The sequence below is a fragment of the uncultured Tateyamaria sp. genome (genome assembly GCF_947503045.1).
Classification (GTDB): Bacteria; Pseudomonadota; Alphaproteobacteria; order Rhodobacterales; family Rhodobacteraceae; genus Tateyamaria.
Map to the genome: position 1 here is coordinate 845147 of NZ_CANNCF010000001.1, position 16608 is coordinate 861754.

Sequence of the window (16608 nt, forward strand, 5' to 3'; positions counted from 1 at the left end):
GGTCTCCTACTGTTGGCGCCACGCGCCAGATTTGTACTTCTCGGGTAGCTCTTCGGATGCAAGCAGCGGTTCGTCAAAGCCAAGCGCTTCGAGCTCATCAAACCAATCATCTCGCTTGCTTGGCGGGAGCTTGGTTCCGCAGAATGGGCAAAAGCTGATCAATACAACGGAAATTCCATCTGGATACATGAGTGCGAACTCATCAAAAACTGCGTTGTAGTCGAAAAAGAAATCGGGGCATTCTGGCCTAGAATGCTCGGTGCACGTCCCGGTTAAGTCGCTCTGCATGCGCGTGCAGCAAAAACTGTTGGGTAGATCAGTCAAACCTCAAACACCTCATCCACCGGCACCTGCATCGCGCTCACCAGCCCGTTGGTCTGCATCGCCATGCCGATCACGCTCAGCAACTCGCCATGCTGTTCGGAGCTCATCCCCTTGGCCTTCGCCGCCGCTGTATGAGAGTGGATGCAGTACTCGCACCCGTTCGCCACCGACACGGCGATATAGATCATTTCCTTGACCAGCGGGTCGAGGTCGCCCGGGCCCATGACGACCTTTAGCCGCCCCCAGGTGGCGGCCAGCAGGTCCGGATCATTCGCCAGCGCCCGCCAGAAATTGTTGATGAAATCGGTGCCGCGCACCGCGCGAATGTCGTTAAAAACGGCCAGCACCTCTGCGCTGGCCGCTTCGTCACTTATGAGCGGAACGGTCGCCACTCAGACCATCGCAAAGATACGGGCGGGGCCACCTGTGCCGCCCACATGGTTGGGCGCGCCCACGACCAGCGTGGCTCCGGCGGCAGGCACCTGATCCAGCCCGGCAAGGTTTTCGATCCCGTAGCGCCCGGCGGGCAGCCACGCGTAATGCGTCGCGAAATCGGGCGACGGGCCGTGATCGAGCGACAGCGTGTCGACGGCCATGGCCGCGGCAGTGGTTTCCTCAAGCAGCATCTGCGTGGCCTCGATATGAAAACCGGGGAAGTGTTTCACGTCGTTGGCATCATTGCCCACATAGGCCGCCGCATCGCCTGACTTGGCCGCCCAGCCCGAATGCATCGCGATGCAGGCTTTGTCGGGGATGTCGCCATGGGCCGCGATCCACGCCTTGAGGTCATCCGGTGTCACCTGCGCGTCAGGATCATTGGCGGCCTTTTCGTGGATGTGGATCACGCAAAGCGGGATCACCAGATCGGACACCGGGATTTCATCCACCGACGTGCCATCTGCGGAAAAGTGCAGTGGGGCGTCGATATGGGTGGCGGTGTGTTCGTTGATGGTGAGGTTCATCAGATTGAACCCGTGTTCGGCAAAGTTGAAGGATTGCTCCATCGAGATGCCGGGCACGCCAAAGAAGGTGGGGAAATCGGGGCTGAGCTTGTGGCTCATGTCCACGACCGCGCCGTGCCCGTCGGCCATGGCAGCAGGCGCACTGATCACGCCACCCACGGCTGCCGCCGCACTGACCGCCGCAGTTTTCCGGAAAAAGTCACGGCGCGACAGCATCCTGTCTTTCACCGCGTTCATCACACATGCATCACACATTGTCGGGTCCTCCCTTTGGGGTTGTCTCAATCACAGATCACCCATGACCTGCTGATTGAAACCATACACGCGCCGCGCGCCACCGATAGGGATCAGTTGCACATCGCGCGCCTGTCCGGGTTCAAACCGCACCGCCGTGCCCGCCGCAATGTCCAGCCGCATGCCGCGCGCGGCGTCCCGGTCAAAGTCGAGCGCCGCGTTGGCCTCGCCAAAGTGATAGTGGCTGCCCACCTGCACGGGCCGGTCGCCGGTATTGGCCACATGCAGGGTGATGGCCTTGGCCTCTGCATTGAGGGTGATCGACCCGGATGCAGGGATGATTTCACCTGGGATCATGGGCGCGGCTCCTGTCTTCATTGTTCCAGAAAATATGCATATTCAACGGATCGGATTGTGCACGGTCACAAGTTTTGTGCCGTCCGGGAACGTCGCCTCGACCTGCACGTCATGGATCATCTCGGCGACCCCTTCCATGCATTGATCGCGGCGCAGGACCTCGGCGCCGGCCTCCATCATGTGGGCCACCGAATGGCCGTCCCGGGCGCCTTCGACCACGGCGTCGGTGATCAGCGCAATCGCCTCGGGGTGGTTCAGCTTGACCCCCCGCGCCAGCCGCTTGCGCGCCACCTCGGCGGCCATGGAAATCAGCAATTTGTCTTTTTCACGGGGGGTGAGTTGCATGTCTCAAAGTCTCCAGCAGAGTGGCATGTCGCTGTGCGTCAGGTGGTCAAGAATGGGCAGAAGATGGCGACGCAGGTGATAGCCCGAGGGCGCAAGCAGGCGCAGCACCAGCACATCGCGCGCCAGCAGGCTGGTCCCGCCGGTTTCGGGCAACAGCGCGCGGATCGGATCAAGCCGGGCCTCGGCGTCCGGGGCCACATAGGTGAGGGAGACCATCGCACCCGCTCCATCGCCCGAGGCGGCATGGGCCATTTGCGCGGTGATGTCACCGCTCAGCGTCCAGCCGTCCTGCACCAGCGGCGCGCCGTCGCGCCGGATGCTGATGCGGTCGCTGATGCGGCCCTGCACCTGTGCCTCGCCCATGGCCAGGCGGCCGAGGCAAATGGGCTCAACGATCAGCGCGCGCCCCGTGCCGGTGATGTCGCAACTCAGCCGTCGTTCCAGCGCGCAGCCGTCAAAGACCAGCGTTTCCTGCGGCAACCACCACAGGCTCGCACCATTCGCGACGCGCAAGGTGGTGCTGACCCGTCCAACCTCACCCGGCTGGGCGCGGTAGGCCCGTTCACAGGCTTGCGTGGTCAGCGTCAGATGCGTGCCCGCCCCGGCCTCGGCCTCGTATTGAAACCGGTCCCCTCCCGTCACACCTCCGGACGTGTTCAGCAGGACAGCCGTCAACCCGGTATTGGCGCGGGGAAAGACGGCCTTGGCCGCCCCTTGCTGATAGAGCCCGTCCAGCACCGACCGCCCGTTGAGCGCCTTGGTCGACAGCCGCACCGACCCTATGGCCCGCGGCTGTGCGGGCAAAGGGGGTGAAAGAGGCATGTGCGCAGTCATCTGGGGTCTCATCGGCAACGGTTCAGCCGATATGAACACCCTGTGCGGCCAGGGGCCAGTCTCAGGTCCGATATGCGATCAGCACAAAGGCAAAGCGCCTAAATTTTAGGCGCGACGGCGCAAAAGATAGGTGTCCATGATCCAGCCATGGGCGGCGCGCGCCGCGGCCCGGCGGGCGATGATGCGGGCGCTGACATCTGCAAGCCGTCCGGCCTCGAGGATCTGTTCGGGCATGCCCAGATAGGCGCCCCACCATATATCAAACCCCGCGCCGTCCAGTGTCTGAAAGGTGCATTCGCCATCCAGCATCACCACCATCGTCTCGCATTCGACAGGCCAGCCGTGATCGCGCAGCCGCCGCCCGGTCGAGATTGTGACCGGTGCGTTCAGCGTGTTGAGGGGGATGGAATGAGCTGCGGTCAGGGCCTGTACCGATGTGATGCCCGCCACCACATGCAGCCGGGGGGCGGGGTTCAGCCGCGCGGCGATGCGCAAGGTGCTGTCATAAAGCGACGGGTCGCCCCAGACCAGCAAGGCAACGCCGCGCGCACCGGGGTGCGTGGCGATGGTGGCGCCCCAGATGCGCGCAATCTCGTCATGCCAGGCATCGACGCGGGCCAGATAGGGCAGGCTGTCATTGCGCACCGGCATATCAAAAAACGCGATTTTGGCATCATCCCGAACGCCTTCGATGATCTGTGTGCGCAGGTCGGCCAGGTCGGATTTGCCGGGCTTGTGGGGCACCAGAAATAGATCCGCCTCGGCAATGGCGCGCCGCGCCTCTCCCGTCAGGTGGTCGGGATTGCCGGTGCCGATGCCAATCAGGTGCAGGTCGATCATGGTCTTACTCACGAAAAAGGGCCGCGCGGGATGGCGCAGCCCTTGGTGTCATGTGATCGCGCTCAGGCGGCGTTGAACAGACGGTGTGTGAACAGGTTGCCGGTCTTCCAGTTGCGCGCGCCCTTGGCGGCGGCGAGAATGGCAAGGTCAGCCAGTGGCTCGATCAGCACAACCAGCGCATAGGCGGCACCGAAGGTCAGCACGGACTGGATGTTTTCAGCGCCAACGCCCTGACCGTAGATCGCCCAGAACGCGACCCATGCGATGATGCCGCCCTGATAGACGGCGGACATCTTGAGCACCTGCGCATAGTCGAGATCCACATAGGCCCGTGCTTGCGGAACGATCCGCTTGGCCAGCGCATGCAGTGCAAAGAGCGGGAAGAGCAGCGTGGTCATGTTCACAAAGAACATCGGCAGATCGGTCGGGGCAAAGAAGGTGCCCTGCAGCAAAAGGCCAAGGACAAGTCCGGCCGCCGCCGCTCCCGCGCCGAGCAGAAGGAACAGCGTGGTGCCGAGGATGAAGTGCACTTCGGAGATGCCGGCCGAGAAATGCGGCAGCACTTCGAAAAAGACGAATGTGCCGATGGTGGCAAGCGCTGCGCGGACCACAAAGGCCGGGACATTGGCGAATTTCAGGTCATTTGCGGCCAATTTCAGCGAGTAGCCTGCCGCAGCTGCGGCCGACCCGTAGGCAAAGGCCATTTTTGCGCCATCCACGACGCCTGGTTCGATATGCATTTCGTCTCTCTCCTTGCCACCCGCCCGGCGGCATTTTGACCGGTCGCCCGGCCTGTTACATTTGCGATGGCAGGTCTCCTGACTTGCGGGTCGCTGCGGGGCCGAACCTTCCCAGCCCTCTTTCGGGGGCCAGTGGCATTTGCCGGGCCGCTCGCCGGTCACAGTTGCGGGGGCAGTCCGGGATTTTCACCCGGGTTCCCTTTTCAGACCTCTTGCGAGGCCACCATCACGGACAGGTTTACATTGATTCCGAGGTCGAACAAGTCCGGATGCGGCATTTGGCGACGCGGAATGGCCAGTGTAGCTGTGCATATTTGCAGAACAATGAAGGCAGAAGCAGCACCTTTGACTTCATTGTTCCAAAAATATGCAAATCAGCCCTCCGCCAGCGCGCCGTAGAGGATCAGCGCGGGCGCGTCGCTGACAGCTTTGGCCAGTCGGGCGGCCAGGGTGGCCACGGTCAGCCGGTGCAGGGCCTGCGCGGGTGTGCTGACCCCTTCGGCCAGCAGGGCGGGGGTGTCGCCGGGCAGGCCTGCCTCGATCAGCATTTGCGCGAAATCGGGGAAGGTGCGCTGGCCCATGAACACCACCGTCGTTGCCTGTGCATCGGCAAGCGCGGCCATGTTGAGGTCTTGGGGCAGGGCGCCGCGCACGTCGTGGCCGGTCACAAACTGCACCCGCCGTGCGGTCAATCGCCGGGTCAGCGGGATACCCGCCGCCGCTGCCGCCGCGCAGGCCGAGGGTACGCCGGGGACAATTTCATAAGCGATTCCAGCGGCTTTGAGCGCATCGAGCTCTTCCTCAAGCCGCCCGAAGGTGCCGCCATCGCCGGATTTCAGCCGCACGATCCGCTGCCCGGTCCGGGCATAGTCCACCAGCAACTGGCTGACATGGTTCTGTTTGGGCGAAGGGCGGCCCGCCCGCTTGCCCACGCCCACAAGGTCTGCGCCGCTGCGCGCATGGGTCAGGATGGGTCCCGCGCTCAGGTCGTCAAACAGCACCGCGTCCGCCCGCTTCAAACGGTCCACCGCCTTGAGCGTCAGCAGTTCCGGATCGCCGGGGCCGGAGCCGACAAAGCTGACAAAACCGCTCATGCGCCTTCTCCGGTGATGAGATGAAAGAAAGTGCCGGTGACATTGGCGCGCCACGACCCGCTTTGGGCAGCGGCGTTGCCGTCGGCGTCATAGACGGCGGCCAGCGGCGCGTCAGGTTGGTCGAGGATGGATGAGTAGTGGAATTCGTGCCCCCGCAAGGCCGCCCCTGCCGCAAAGCCGGGCATGGCATGTTCCAGCACGGCGCGGCGATAGCCGAGGTTAAATTTGCGCTTTTCGTAGGAGGTGACGAGGCCGAGCAGACCGGCCATCTCGTGGCGCGCGCCGTCCTTGTCGATCAGGGCCGCTCCCAGCGCCATGTAGCCGCCGCACTCGCCGTGCACCGGTTTTGTGTCGGCGTGTTTGCGCAGGCCCGCCTTGAAGGTGCTGGCCGCCGCCAGAGTGCCAGCATGCAATTCGGGATAGCCGCCGGGCAGCCAGACGAGGTCCGCACGTGCGTCCGGGGCCTCATCAGCGAGGGGGGAGAAGGGCAGGATCTCGGCCCCGGCTGCCCGCCAGCCGGTCAGAAGGTGCGGATATGTAAAGGAAAACGCCGCATCCCGCGCCAGCGCAATGCGCTGGGCCGGAGGCCTTGGCAGGGGGCCGGTGGGCAGCGCAGCCCCGGCCCGTGCGGCCTGTTTCAATGCGTCCAGATCGACGTTTTCGCGCAGGAAATCTGCATAGCCTGCGATGGCGGCCTCGAGATCGGGATGTTCGACCGCCTGAATGAGGCCAAGGTGGCGTTCGGGCAGTTTGAGGTCACCACGACGGGGCAGGGAGCCGAGGACGGTGACCCCGGCCTGCTCCATCCCGACGCGCGTCAACCGCTCGTGGCGCGGACTTGCGATCCGGTTCAGGATCACACCGGCAAAGGGCAGATCGGGGTTGTACATTTTGAACCCAAGTGCTGTGGCCGCCGCTGATTGCGCCTGCCCGCCCACATCGATCACCAGCACGACGGGCCAGCCCATGGCTGCGGCGGTTTCCGCGCTTGAGCCGAACCCGGATTGCCCGCGTGTTGCGACCCCGTCAAAGAGGCCCATCGACCCTTCGGCCACGCAAATGTCGGCGCCCTCGCGCTGTGCTGCGATCCCGCCCAAAAGTGCGCCATCCATCGCCCATGTGTCGAAGTTGAACGAGGGTCGCCCGGCTGCCGCCAGATGAAAGGCCGGATCGATATAGTCGGGCCCGGATTTGTAGGGTTGGACGGTCATGCCGTCATCGCGCAGTGCGCGCAACAGGCCCAGCATCACCGTGGTCTTGCCGGTGCCCGAGGCCGGGGCCGAAATCATCAGGCCGGGGGGGTTAGTCATCATTGTGGCTCCAGCTGGCCCATGGGCTTTCGGCGCTTTGCGGGCGGTAGCGGCGGTCGTAATCGGGGGCGTAAAGGCAGCTTTCGTCGAACTCTTCGGCCCCAATGGCGCGGCCCACGAGGATGAGGGCGGTGCGCGAGATATTGTCGGTCATCGCCTCGGCCAATGTGGAGAGCGTGGCGTGGATCACCTGCTGGTCGGGCCAGCTGGCGCGGTAGACAACCGCCACGGGGCAGTCAGCGCCGTAGGCCGGGGTGAGGTCGGTGATCACCTGGGTGAGGTTGCCGATGGACAGGTGGATCGCCAGTGTTGCGCCGGTGGCCGCAAAGTTGGTCAGCGTCTCGCCCGGCGGCATCGACGAGGCACGCCCCGGCGTGCGCGTCAGCACCAAGGACTGGGCGACACCGGGCAGGGTCAGCTCTGCCCCGAGCGCGGCGGCGGCGGCGCTGAACGAAGGCACGCCGGGGGTGACGGAGAACGGGATGCCCGCCGCCTTGAGCCGTCGCAACTGTTCACCCATGGCCGACCAGACCGACAGGTCACCCGAATGCAGGCGCGCGATGTCCTGTCCCCTGGCGTGGGCGGCGCTGATTTCTTCCATGATCTGGTCGAGGTCCATGGCGGCGGTGTTCACCACCCGCGCATCGGGCGGGCAATGGCCCAGGATCGCCTCCGGCACCAGCGATCCGGCATAAAGGCAGACCGGGCTGGCCGCGATCAGATCGCGCCCGCGCAAGGTCAGCAGGTCAGGCGCGCCGGGGCCAGCGCCGATGAAATGGACAGTCATGTGTCGGCTCCTTTGGCGATGGCGCAGGTGGCCATGCGGTCCTTTGAGATATGGCGTGTGCACAGCAGCGTAGCACCGGGGCCTGCGGCGGCCAGCGCGGCGGCCTCAGCCACGGACCCGGTGCGGCGCAACAGGCGGCTGAGAGGGGATTGGGTGGCGGTCTGGGCTGCCTCCAGCTTGCTGGACGTGATGGCCATGATCATCACCCGCATCTCCTTGGACAGATCGAGCAGGGCGGGTTGCATTGCCTTGTCCCACGGGGCGGCCATCAGCGTCACCTCGTCCTTGTATCCGGTCGCCGCAAGCGCGGCGGCGAGGCTGTCTGCCGTGGCGCGGCTGGTGAATCCAAAGCCTGCGACGATCATCGGGTGAGGCTCCATTGCACCACCGGGTAGGAGGTGGACCAGCCGCGTTTGGACCCCAGCGGTTTGGCATTTGCGATGTCGATGCGCATGAGGTCACCGCCGAGTTGCGCCTGCCATTGCGCCAGCAGCGCCTCGCCTTCGAGTGTGACGGCGTTGACCACAAGGCGGGCCGGGTGGGCGCTGACCGCTTCGATCAGGGCGTGATCGAGGCCGCCGCCAACAAAGATCGCATCCGGGGTTTCGAGGCCCGCGAGCGCCGTGGGTGCGGCGCCGGTCACGATGGTGATCCGGTGTTCGACCCCGAGCGCTTCGGCGTTTTGGGCGATCCGTGCGGCGCGGTCTGCGCGCTGCTCGATGCAAGTGGCGTGGGTGGTCGGGTGGGCGAGCAGCCATTCCAGTGCGATAGAACCTGATCCGCCGCCGATGTCCCAGAGGTGCTCGTGGGGTTTCGGTGCGAGGGTGGAGAGGGTGATGGCCCGCACGGGGCGCTTGGTCATCTGGCCGTCGCTGGCGAAGGTCGTGTCGGCCTGCCCGGTCGCTGTGCTGAGCGCCCTGCCGTCCCCGGCAAAAGCGATGGCGGCGCAGACCGGATGGTCAAAACGGCCCTCAAGTGCGCTTGCTTGGGCAGAGGTGATCCGTTCCTGCGGGCCGGCAAGATGTTCAAAGATTGTGAGCGTGCTGTCGTCAAAGCCCTGATCGCAAAGGTATTTTGTGAGGTCTGTGACGGAGGTCCCGTCGCGCAGGGTGACAATCGCCCGCGTGCCTGCCGCGAGGTGACGGCGCAGGCGGGCCATGGGGGCGGCATGCAGGCCGAGGCAGGTGACCCCCTCAAGCGCCCAGCCCAGATGGTTGGCCGCCAGCGCGAAACAGGAGGGGCCGGGCTGGGCGGTCCACTCGTTGCTGTCGAGTTCCCGCGCAATCGAAGCCCCGGCCCCGAACCAGAACGGATCGCCGGAGGCCAACACCACCACGCGCTGCCCGCGCAAGGATTTGAGCTGATCAAGCCCGTCGCGATAAGGCACGGGCCAGGGGATGGTGCGCGCTGGCGTTTCGCGCAGCAGGTCGAGATGGCGGGGCGGGGCCATGATGATGTCGGCGCGCGCCAGTGCCGCTTGACTTCGCGCAGATAGCCCTGCAACCCCGTCCTCACCCAGACCGATGATCGTCAACCAAGGGTCAGACATGACGCCAAACCTCCTGATCCTTGCAGGAACCACCGAAGCGACCGCCCTTGGCGCGGCTGTGGCCGAGGCCGGGCTGCGCGGCGTGGTGAGCTTTGCCGGTCGGGTGGAGCGGCCCAAACGCCAGCCCCTGCCGCAACGCATCGGTGGCTTTGGCGGCGTCGACGGTTTGCGTGAGTACTTGCGCCACAATGCCGTGACCCATGTGGTCGATGCCACGCACCCCTTTGCCGCGCAGATGAGCCGCAACGCGGCTTTGGCCTGTGCTGCTGAAAACGTGCCCCTGATCGCGCTGACCCGCGCGCCATGGGTTGCGCAGGTGGGCGATCAGTGGACCCATGTTCCGGATATTGCTGGCGCGGTTGCGGCCCTTGATCGGCCTGCGCTGCGCGTCATGCTGGCCGTCGGGCGCATGCATCTGGCCGAGTTTGCTCCCAATCCGCAGCATTTCTATTTGCTCCGTCTGGTTGATCCGCCCCAAACACCGCCGCCCTTTCCCGACCATCACGTGCTGGTCTCGCGCGGGCCGTTTACCTCCGCTGATGACCGCGCGCTGATGCAGGACCACGCAATCGATTTGGTCGTGTCCAAGAATGCAGGCGGCACCGGGGCCTATGCCAAGATCGAGGCCGCGCGTGATCTGGGCCTGCCGGTGATCATGATTGACCGCCCTGCGATTGCGGCGCGGGCGGAGGCCTTTAGCGTGGCCGAGGTGATGGCTTGGTTGTCTCATGACGCGGACCGGGGTGTGTAGACAATCGGGGCATTTCCGGTGTCGATGATGCGGGTCTGGCTGGACCCGACAATCACCATGGTGCGCATGTCGGCCATGTCCGCGTGGGTGTCCTGCAGGGGCACCACCCTGATCTGTTCGTCCGGGCGAGCGACGTTGCGGGCAAAGATCACCGGGCGGTTGTCGCCGCAGGCCTGTTTCAACACCTCCAATGTGCGCACGAACCCTTCGGGCCGGGATTTGGATCGTGGATTGTAGAACGCCATCGCGAAATCGGCCTGCACGGCGAGCCGCAGGCGTTGTTCGATCAGCGCCCAGGGTTTGAGGTTGTTGCTGAGGTTGATGGCGCAGAAATCGTGGCCCAGAGGTGCCCCGGCGCGGGCGGCGGCGGCCAGCATCGCGGTGATGCCGGGCAATACGCGGATGTCCAGGCTGCGCCACTCTTTTGGGCCAGCTTCTATCGCCTCGAACACGGCTGAGGCCATGGCAAAGACGCCCGGATCGCCGGAGGAGACGACCACCACGTGTTGGCCTGCACTGGCCATCTCGAGCGCATGACGCGAGCGGTCGAGTTCGACCCGGTTGTCAGACGGGTGCAGTGTCAGGCCGGGCCGTTCGGGGATGCGGGCGACGTAAGGGATATAGCCGACGATGTCCGTGGCGCGGGCGAGGGCGGCGGTGACTTCTGGCGTGACAAGCGCGTCATCCCCGGGGCCGAGGCCGGCAATCACCAGCGAGCCGGTCATGGCCTGCGCCCCTGTCCGTGGACCACGATGATCGAGAAATAGGGGGTCACTTTGTCCTCGGCTTGCGCCAGTTTTTGCACCGTCTGGTTCGGCATGGTGGCGTATTCGACCAGCCATGCGGCCTCGTATCGCCCGGCCGCGCGGAGGGCGCGGCGGACCTTGTCGATGTTGCGCCCGATTTTCATCACCACCAGCGCATCGGCGTCTTTCATGCGGGCGGTCAGCGTGTCCTCGTCCAGAGTGCCCATCAGCACGGTCAGGATGTCATCGCCCCAGGTGATCGGCGCGCCCGTGGCTGTCCATGCGCCGGACATGCCGGTGATCGCGGGCACGACCTCGACCGGCACATCGTCCTTGAGCCGGGTGTAGAGATGCATGAACGAGCCGTAAAAGAACGGATCACCCTCACAGAGCACCACCACGTCCTCGCCCGCATCCGAGAGCATACGCAGACGTTTGGTGCAGTCAGTGTAAAAGGCGCTGAGAGCGGCGTTGTAGGCCGGATCGCTCAGCGGGATTTCGGTGGTGACGGGGTATTCCATCGCATGTTCGGTGGCACCTTCGGGCAGCAGTTCATTGGCGAGGGTGCGCGCCTGTCCCGGACGGCCCGCCTTGCGGAAAAAGGCGATGTGGCGGGCACCCCGCACCAGTCTGTCGGCGCGCACGCTCAAAAGGTCGGGATCGCCGGGGCCGAGGCCGACGCCGTATACGGTGCCGGCGCTCACTCTTTCCGGCTCGCGATGGCGTTGACGGCGGCGACGGTGATGGCACTGCCCCCAAGGCGACCTTGCACGATGCAGCAGGGCACGGGCTGGTCGGCCCAAAGGGCGTCCTTGCTCTCGACCGCGCCGACAAAGCCGACGGGGCAGCCGATGATGGCCGCGGGGCGCGGGCAGTTGGGGTCTTCGAGCATGTTGAGCAGGTGAAACAGGGCGGTGGGGGCGTTGCCGATGGCCACCACTGCACCCTCAAGATGTGGCCGCCAGAGTTCGAGTGCGGCGGCAGAGCGCGTGTTGCCCATCTTGACCGCAAGCGGGCGCACTGCCTCGTCATGCAGGGTGCATATGACCGCATTGTCGCGGGGCAGGCGGGGCCGCGTGATCCCTTCGCTGACCATGCGCGCATCGCACAGGATGGGCGCGCCGTTTTCCAGTGCCGCACGGGCGGCGGGGACAAAACCGGGCGAGAAGTGGCAGTGCTGTTCCAGCCCCACCATGCCTGCAGCATGGATCATGCGCACGGCCACCTGTTCTTCGTCCGCGTCAAAGCGGGCAAGGTCAGCCTCGGCCCGGATGGTGGCAAAGCTTTGCAGGTAAATGGCCGCGCCATCGGTCTGGTATTCATAGGGCATGGGGTCAGGCCTTGATCGTCATGAGGTCGGTTGCGGACAGCCCGCGCTGGCGGGGCTGATCCCATGGATGGCCCTGTTCCACAAGGTCGAACGTGCCGTCGCACCCGACGACGGTTGTGGCCGCAGGGCGTGGGTGTGCGCAGCCTTTGGAGCAGCCCGAGATGTGGAGCGTGCCGGGGTAACGTGCCGCCAGAATGCGGGCGATCAACCGGGTTTCGACCGTCGCTGCGGCGCAGGCGGGCGCGCCGGGGCAGGCATGCACGCGCAAGAGCGGATCGGCCGCATCGGTGACAAAACCCTGCGCATCGCAGGTCTGGGCCCCTTCCAGCAGGAACATGCGCCAAGGGGTGACGCGCACGGCGGTGGCCTTACTGTCTTGGACAAGCGCGGTCATAGCCTTGGCATCGATGGAGCCGAACGGCGTGCCGTAGACAGTGCCGCCGATGGCAGGCCCCGGAAAGAGGCGATCCCCGGTTGGGGCGGCGGGACTGTCCTGCCACGCGGCGGGCGGGGGGGTGTTTTTGAGGTGCCGGGCCATGCGCCCGGCGGCGGGACCGTTCGTGGCGACGAACCACTTTGCAAGTTCGATGAGGGCGTACAGGGCGTCACTTTCCCCGATCTCCTTGCCTGCGCGCGCACCGTCGGCGCGCAATATCAATGCGCCCGTGTTGTTGCGTTCAAACCGGAAATCGGCAGAGGTGTCGGTCAGGACGGGGCGCGGCCCGGTGTCGATGGCGATGCCCATCTTGGACGGAAGGTCGGGCAGGTCGCTCAACCCATCACAGATCAGATCATGCAGCCGCGTTGTCAGATCGTCGTCAGCCCACAGCGGCGTGACGGTAATGTTGCGCTTGGCTTCGGCCTCGGGTGTGTCATCGAGCAGGTCGAGGGTCAGCAGGGCGTCGAGCACCTCTTGATGCCCATCCTCGTCAACCCCGCGCAGTTGCAGGTTGGCGCGGCTGGTCAGATCGATGATGCCGTTGCCGTGGGTTTGCGAGATGTCGCACAGGCCCAGCATCTGCGCGTGCGTCAGTCGTCCCAGCCGGGGTCGCACCCGCACGATCAGCCCGTCGCCGGACATCATGGGGCGATAGGCGCCCGGGCACCAGCCTTTGACGCTCATTGTGCGGCCTCGAGGGCGGCGCGGATCGAGTTGCGCCGGGTCTGCCAGAGGCCTGCCGCATCAAGGGCGGCGAACTGGTCGAGCATCGCCTGATAGGCCCCGGGATTGGCGTCTTGCAGGAAGGCGCTGACCGCCGGATCGCCCAACGTCGCCTCGTGATAGAGGTCGAACAGATGCGGCTGAACCACACCTGCCAGATGGGCAAAGGCCGCCATGTGATCGAGCGTGGCCGCGATCTCGGCCCCGCCACGAAAGCCGTGGCGCATCATGCCCGCCAGCCATCCCGGCTGGGTGGCGCGGGCCTGCACGACGCGGGCGATTTCCTCAGGCAGGGCGCGGGCGCGGGGGCGGTTGGGGTCGGTGCTGTCGAGGTGATAGAGGGCTGCAGTGCCGCCGGTGATGGCCTGGGCGGCGGCAAATCCGGCCTCGTGCGCGGCATAGTCCGAGGCCAGAAGGATGTCGGTTTCCGGCAGGTCCTGCAGGTGCACGAAACTGTCGGCCTGCGCCACACGGGTGCGTATGCCGTCCGCGTCCTTGACCGCGTTCACTCCGTCGAGCGCGTAGGCGCTGGCGGTGAGCCAGGCCTGGCCCGCGGTAGCGCGGCTTTCGTCGGTGAAGGTTTCCAGATCCGCGCCCATGCCAAGGCCAAAGCTGCCCGGTGCAGGGCCGTAGACGCGCGCGGCGGCCTCATGTCCGGCGTAGGGGTTCCAGTCGGAGGCCTCGTCGCGCAGCGACAGCGCGCGGATGGCTTGGGCAAACAGCGCCGATAGGGTGGGAAACACGTCGCGGAACAGGCCCGAGACACGCAAGGTCACATCAAGGCGCGGACGGTCGAGGTCGGTGATGGGCAACACTTCGATCCCCGACACCCGCTCGGACCCCTGATCCCAGACGGGTTTGACGCCCAGCAGGTGCAGCGCCATGGCAAATTCCTCGCCCGCCGTGCGCATCGTGGCCGAGCCCCAGAGATCGACGATCAAGCCGCGCGGCCAGTCGCCGTGGTCTTGCAGGTGGCGGCGCACGAGCTCTTCGGCGAGCTTCACCCCTTGGGCATAGGCCGCCCGGGTCGGCACAGAACGGGGATCGGTGGTGAAGAGGTTGCGCCCGGTCGGCAGCACGTCGGTGCGCCCGCGATAGGGTGAGCCGGAGGGGCCCGGTGCGATGCGTTTGCCGTTCAGGGCGGCGATCAACCCGCTGCGTTCGCCTGCAAGACTGGCGCATTCGTAAGGCGCACCTGCCGGTGCGCCCCGGCCCCAGATGTGCAGCCCGTTGCCATATTGGCTTTCCTTGATGTCACAGACAAAGCGGTCAATGCGGGTGATCGCTTCGGCGGTCGAGGTGGCGCGGGCCAGGCCCAGATCGTCCTCGACCCCCAGCGCCTGTGCTTCGGTGCGGATGTCGTCCTGCAGCCGGTCGCGGCGTTTGGGATCAAGCCCGTCGGCGTTGGAGAACTCATCCAGCAGGGTTTCGAGCCGCACCAAGCGGTCGGGCGTTGCGCTGTCCTTCATCGGTGGGGGCAGGTGGCCAAGGGTCATCGCCCCGATGCGCCGTTTGGCCTGTGCCGCCTCTCCGGGGTCATTGACGATAAAGGGGTAGATCACGGGCTTGGCGCCGGTCAGCGCCTCGGGCCAGCAGGCCTCGGACAGGGCGACGGATTTACCGGGCAGCCATTCCAGCGTGCCATGCGCACCGATATGGATCAGCGCTTGGGTCTGCGTGCGCAGCCAGAGATAGAAGGCGACATATGCGTGGCGGGGCGTGCGAGACAGGTCGTGGTATTCGTCGTCCCGCGCCTCGGGTGTACCCCGTTCGGGTTGCAGGGCGACGAGGGCATTGCCTCGCCGGACGGCCGGAAATTGGAAACATTCGTCCTGCGCTGCGTCACCTGGATCGCCCCAAACAGCGCTCAGGTCATCCTGAAGCGATTGGGGCAGGGTGGCGAGGGCGGCGCGGTATTGCTCAAGTGGCCAGTCTATCGTTTCGGTGGCGAGCACCTGTTCAAGCGGGCGCTGGGTGTCTGCGACTGCGTGCCCGGCGTTGGCCAGATCGCTCAGGATCGCCTCGGCTGAGGCCAGCGCATCCAGACCGACCGCATGGGCCATGTTCCAGTCCTTGCCGGGATAGGTGCTGAGCACCAGCGCGAGGTGACGCTCGGCAGCCGGAGTGGTGGCAAGGTCGCACCACGCCTTGACCTTGTCCGCGACCGCCTGCGTGCGCGCCACATCCGCCTTGTGCGCATAGCGCGAGAATTGCAGGTTTTCGTCGCGCGGCTGGGGTTCCTTGAAGGACGACACACCGGCAAACAGCCGTCCGTCGACTTCGGGCAGGACCACATGCATGGCGAGGTCAGCGGGAGACAGGCCCCGATCCGCCTCGGCCCACATATCGCGCGTTGCGGTGGAGAGGGCGACCTGAAAGACGGGCACATTGCCTGCGTCCAAAGGCGAGGTCCCGGCGCTGCCCTTGCCGGAAAAGGCGGTGGCGTTGACGATTGCAGCGGGTTTCAGATGCGCGATCTGGCGCGCCATCCATGCGCTGGCATCGGGGGCCTTGAGGGACGGGGCAAAGAGGCCGAGCACTGCAAATCCGCGTGCGCGCAGGGCGTCAAAAAGCGCCTCGATGGGGGAGAGGTCAGCGGCCGCCAGATAGGCACGGTAGAAGGTGACGAGGACCAGCGGCTTGTCCTCGGTCGCGGTCAGGACAGGGCAGGTCACCCCGTGTTCCGGTGTCCATGCGCCAACCATGGGCAGGGATTTGGCCCCCGCCACGGGCCCTGCATAAAGCCCCGAGGCCAGTGCCATCTGGGCTAGTGCGGCCTGCGCGGCAACCGCCCCGCCCGTGTCGCACAGATGGGCCAGGCGGCGTAAGGTCGAGACAGGCAGCGTCGACATCTCGTCCAGCCGCGTGTCCACCCGCCCGTCTGCAGGCAACACAGCCAGCGCAATGCCTTTGGCTTGTGCCAGCGTAAAGACCTGCTGCAATCCGTAGGACCAGTAGGGCACGCCGCCGATGAGGCGGATCAGGATGCCTTTGGCCCCTGCAAGCGTCGCCTCAACATAGGTATCAACCGACAGCGGGTGTTTCAGACCGACCAGATTGGCAAGCCGCAGAGTCGGCATCATGTCCGCCCCGCCGCCACGATGCCAGCCCGCGCCAAACGCGCCAAGGTCACTGTCCGAGAACGACAGCACCACCAGATCCGCAGGCGTCTGCCCCAGATCGGTTGGTGTCTCGGTCTCTTCAAGCCCGTGGCTTTCGCGAAAGACGACGTGCATGGGGCGT

The 16608-nt window shown here is 65.6% G+C and carries 19 protein-coding genes and 1 riboswitch; of the genes, 1 reads left to right on the plus strand and 18 read right to left on the minus strand.

The annotated features are described in order from the left end of the window. Positions 1–6: 6 nt before the first annotated feature. From Q1A89_RS04325 to cbiE, 13 genes are all read right to left on the minus strand, one after another. Positions 7–288: a hypothetical protein gene (locus Q1A89_RS04325; RefSeq protein WP_299724271.1), complete on the minus strand. Its 282-nt coding sequence runs from the start codon at positions 286–288 to the stop codon at positions 7–9. 32 nt (positions 289–320) lie between these two features. Beyond that, the gene (locus tag Q1A89_RS04330; RefSeq protein WP_299724273.1) at positions 321–716 is read right to left on the minus strand and encodes a carboxymuconolactone decarboxylase family protein; all 396 of its coding nucleotides are present in this window, start codon (positions 714–716) and stop codon (positions 321–323) included. Next, a complete protein-coding gene (locus tag Q1A89_RS04335) occupies positions 717–1541 on the minus strand; it encodes a cyclase family protein (RefSeq protein ID WP_299724275.1) in 825 nt (274 codons plus the stop codon). A gap of 30 nt (positions 1542–1571) precedes the next feature. Further along, a complete protein-coding gene (locus Q1A89_RS04340) occupies positions 1572–1877 on the minus strand; it encodes an urease subunit beta (RefSeq protein WP_299724277.1) in 306 nt (101 codons plus the stop codon). A gap of 42 nt (positions 1878–1919) precedes the next feature. Beyond that, complete coding sequence (locus Q1A89_RS04345; RefSeq protein ID WP_299724279.1) at positions 1920–2222, minus strand: urease subunit gamma; 303 nt, start codon at positions 2220–2222, stop codon at positions 1920–1922. Between the two features lie 3 nt (positions 2223–2225). Further along, positions 2226–3044 carry an urease accessory protein UreD gene (locus tag Q1A89_RS04350; RefSeq protein ID WP_299724281.1) on the minus strand — a complete coding sequence of 273 codons (819 nt, stop codon included), beginning with the start codon at positions 3042–3044 and terminating at the stop codon, positions 2226–2228. A 117-nt stretch (positions 3045–3161) separates the two neighbouring features. After that, positions 3162–3896 carry a precorrin-6A synthase (deacetylating) gene (gene cobF, locus Q1A89_RS04355; protein ID WP_299726082.1) on the minus strand — a complete coding sequence of 245 codons (735 nt, stop codon included), beginning with the start codon at positions 3894–3896 and terminating at the stop codon, positions 3162–3164. A gap of 62 nt (positions 3897–3958) precedes the next feature. Then, on the minus strand, positions 3959–4636 hold the full coding sequence (locus Q1A89_RS04360; RefSeq protein ID WP_299724283.1) for an energy-coupling factor ABC transporter permease: 678 nt from the start codon (positions 4634–4636) through the stop codon (positions 3959–3961). 50 nt (positions 4637–4686) lie between these two features. Continuing rightward, positions 4687–4879: riboswitch (cobalamin riboswitch) on the minus strand. Positions 4880–5010: 131 nt separating this feature from the next. Beyond that, the gene (cobA, locus tag Q1A89_RS04365) at positions 5011–5730 is read right to left on the minus strand and encodes a uroporphyrinogen-III C-methyltransferase (RefSeq protein WP_299724285.1); all 720 of its coding nucleotides are present in this window, start codon (positions 5728–5730) and stop codon (positions 5011–5013) included. Continuing rightward, positions 5727–7040: a cobyrinate a,c-diamide synthase gene (locus tag Q1A89_RS04370; RefSeq protein WP_299726085.1), complete on the minus strand. Its 1314-nt coding sequence runs from the start codon at positions 7038–7040 to the stop codon at positions 5727–5729. Before Q1A89_RS04370 ends, cobA begins: the two co-directional genes overlap by 4 nt. Beyond that, complete coding sequence (gene cobM / locus Q1A89_RS04375; RefSeq protein WP_299724287.1) at positions 7033–7827, minus strand: precorrin-4 C(11)-methyltransferase; 795 nt, start codon at positions 7825–7827, stop codon at positions 7033–7035. Before cobM ends, Q1A89_RS04370 begins: the two co-directional genes overlap by 8 nt. After that, on the minus strand, positions 7824–8192 hold the full coding sequence (locus tag Q1A89_RS04380; RefSeq protein ID WP_299724289.1) for a cobalamin biosynthesis protein: 369 nt from the start codon (positions 8190–8192) through the stop codon (positions 7824–7826). Before Q1A89_RS04380 ends, cobM begins: the two co-directional genes overlap by 4 nt. Then, the gene (gene cbiE / locus Q1A89_RS04385) at positions 8189–9376 is read right to left on the minus strand and encodes a precorrin-6y C5,15-methyltransferase (decarboxylating) subunit CbiE (RefSeq protein WP_299724291.1); all 1188 of its coding nucleotides are present in this window, start codon (positions 9374–9376) and stop codon (positions 8189–8191) included. The genes Q1A89_RS04380 and cbiE overlap by 4 nt, the downstream gene beginning before the upstream one ends. Here cbiE and Q1A89_RS04390 point away from each other — a divergent pair. Then, positions 9375–10127, plus strand: a complete 753-nt coding sequence (locus Q1A89_RS04390) for a cobalt-precorrin-6A reductase (protein WP_299724293.1) — start codon at positions 9375–9377, stop codon at positions 10125–10127. The genes cbiE and Q1A89_RS04390 overlap by 2 nt on opposite strands. On the opposite strand, the gene cobJ is transcribed toward Q1A89_RS04390, so the two are convergent. From cobJ to cobN, 5 genes are read right to left on the minus strand one after another with little or no spacing between them, the layout of a single operon-like run. After that, positions 10103–10852 (minus strand): precorrin-3B C(17)-methyltransferase, encoded by a 750-nt coding sequence (cobJ, locus tag Q1A89_RS04395; RefSeq protein WP_299724295.1) that lies wholly within the window; start codon positions 10850–10852, stop codon positions 10103–10105. The two genes, Q1A89_RS04390 and cobJ, sit on opposite strands and share 25 nt — an antisense overlap. Further along, positions 10849–11577: a precorrin-2 C(20)-methyltransferase gene (locus Q1A89_RS04400; RefSeq protein ID WP_299724297.1), complete on the minus strand. Its 729-nt coding sequence runs from the start codon at positions 11575–11577 to the stop codon at positions 10849–10851. Before Q1A89_RS04400 ends, cobJ begins: the two co-directional genes overlap by 4 nt. Beyond that, positions 11574–12203: a precorrin-8X methylmutase gene (locus Q1A89_RS04405; protein WP_299724299.1), complete on the minus strand. Its 630-nt coding sequence runs from the start codon at positions 12201–12203 to the stop codon at positions 11574–11576. Before Q1A89_RS04405 ends, Q1A89_RS04400 begins: the two co-directional genes overlap by 4 nt. A 4-nt stretch (positions 12204–12207) precedes the next feature. After that, positions 12208–13326, minus strand: a complete 1119-nt coding sequence (cobG, locus tag Q1A89_RS04410) for a precorrin-3B synthase (RefSeq protein ID WP_299724301.1) — start codon at positions 13324–13326, stop codon at positions 12208–12210. Next, entirely contained in the window at positions 13323–16601 is a 3279-nt protein-coding gene (gene cobN, locus Q1A89_RS04415) for a cobaltochelatase subunit CobN (protein ID WP_299724303.1), read from the minus strand. Before cobN ends, cobG begins: the two co-directional genes overlap by 4 nt. Positions 16602–16608: the final 7 nt, after the last annotated feature.

Bases quoted from the DNA above. Each gene is read 5' to 3' on its own strand.
- Q1A89_RS04405 (WP_299724299.1), bottom strand. From the start codon at position 12,203: ATGCCCTATGAATACCAGACCGATGGCGCGGCCATTTACCTGCAAAGC.
- cobJ (WP_299724295.1), bottom strand. From the start codon at position 10,852: ATGACCGGCTCGCTGGTGATTGCCGGCCTCGGCCCCGGGGATGACGCG.
- cobF (WP_299726082.1), bottom strand. From the start codon at position 3,896: ATGATCGACCTGCACCTGATTGGCATCGGCACCGGCAATCCCGACCAC.
- cobG (WP_299724301.1), bottom strand. From the start codon at position 13,326: ATGAGCGTCAAAGGCTGGTGCCCGGGCGCCTATCGCCCCATGATGTCC.
- Q1A89_RS04360 (WP_299724283.1), bottom strand. From the start codon at position 4,636: ATGCATATCGAACCAGGCGTCGTGGATGGCGCAAAAATGGCCTTTGCC.
- Q1A89_RS04335 (WP_299724275.1), bottom strand. From the start codon at position 1,541: ATGTGTGATGCATGTGTGATGAACGCGGTGAAAGACAGGATGCTGTCG.
- Q1A89_RS04390 (WP_299724293.1), top strand. From the start codon at position 9,375: ATGACGCCAAACCTCCTGATCCTTGCAGGAACCACCGAAGCGACCGCC.
- cbiE (WP_299724291.1), bottom strand. From the start codon at position 9,376: ATGTCTGACCCTTGGTTGACGATCATCGGTCTGGGTGAGGACGGGGTT.
- cobM (WP_299724287.1), bottom strand. From the start codon at position 7,827: ATGACTGTCCATTTCATCGGCGCTGGCCCCGGCGCGCCTGACCTGCTG.
- Q1A89_RS04325 (WP_299724271.1), bottom strand. From the start codon at position 288: ATGCAGAGCGACTTAACCGGGACGTGCACCGAGCATTCTAGGCCAGAA.
- cobN (WP_299724303.1), bottom strand. From the start codon at position 16,601: ATGCACGTCGTCTTTCGCGAAAGCCACGGGCTTGAAGAGACCGAGACA.
- Q1A89_RS04340 (WP_299724277.1), bottom strand. From the start codon at position 1,877: ATGATCCCAGGTGAAATCATCCCTGCATCCGGGTCGATCACCCTCAAT.
- Q1A89_RS04350 (WP_299724281.1), bottom strand. From the start codon at position 3,044: ATGCCTCTTTCACCCCCTTTGCCCGCACAGCCGCGGGCCATAGGGTCG.
- Q1A89_RS04380 (WP_299724289.1), bottom strand. From the start codon at position 8,192: ATGATCGTCGCAGGCTTTGGATTCACCAGCCGCGCCACGGCAGACAGC.
- cobA (WP_299724285.1), bottom strand. From the start codon at position 5,730: ATGAGCGGTTTTGTCAGCTTTGTCGGCTCCGGCCCCGGCGATCCGGAA.
- Q1A89_RS04345 (WP_299724279.1), bottom strand. From the start codon at position 2,222: ATGCAACTCACCCCCCGTGAAAAAGACAAATTGCTGATTTCCATGGCC.
- Q1A89_RS04370 (WP_299726085.1), bottom strand. From the start codon at position 7,040: ATGACTAACCCCCCCGGCCTGATGATTTCGGCCCCGGCCTCGGGCACC.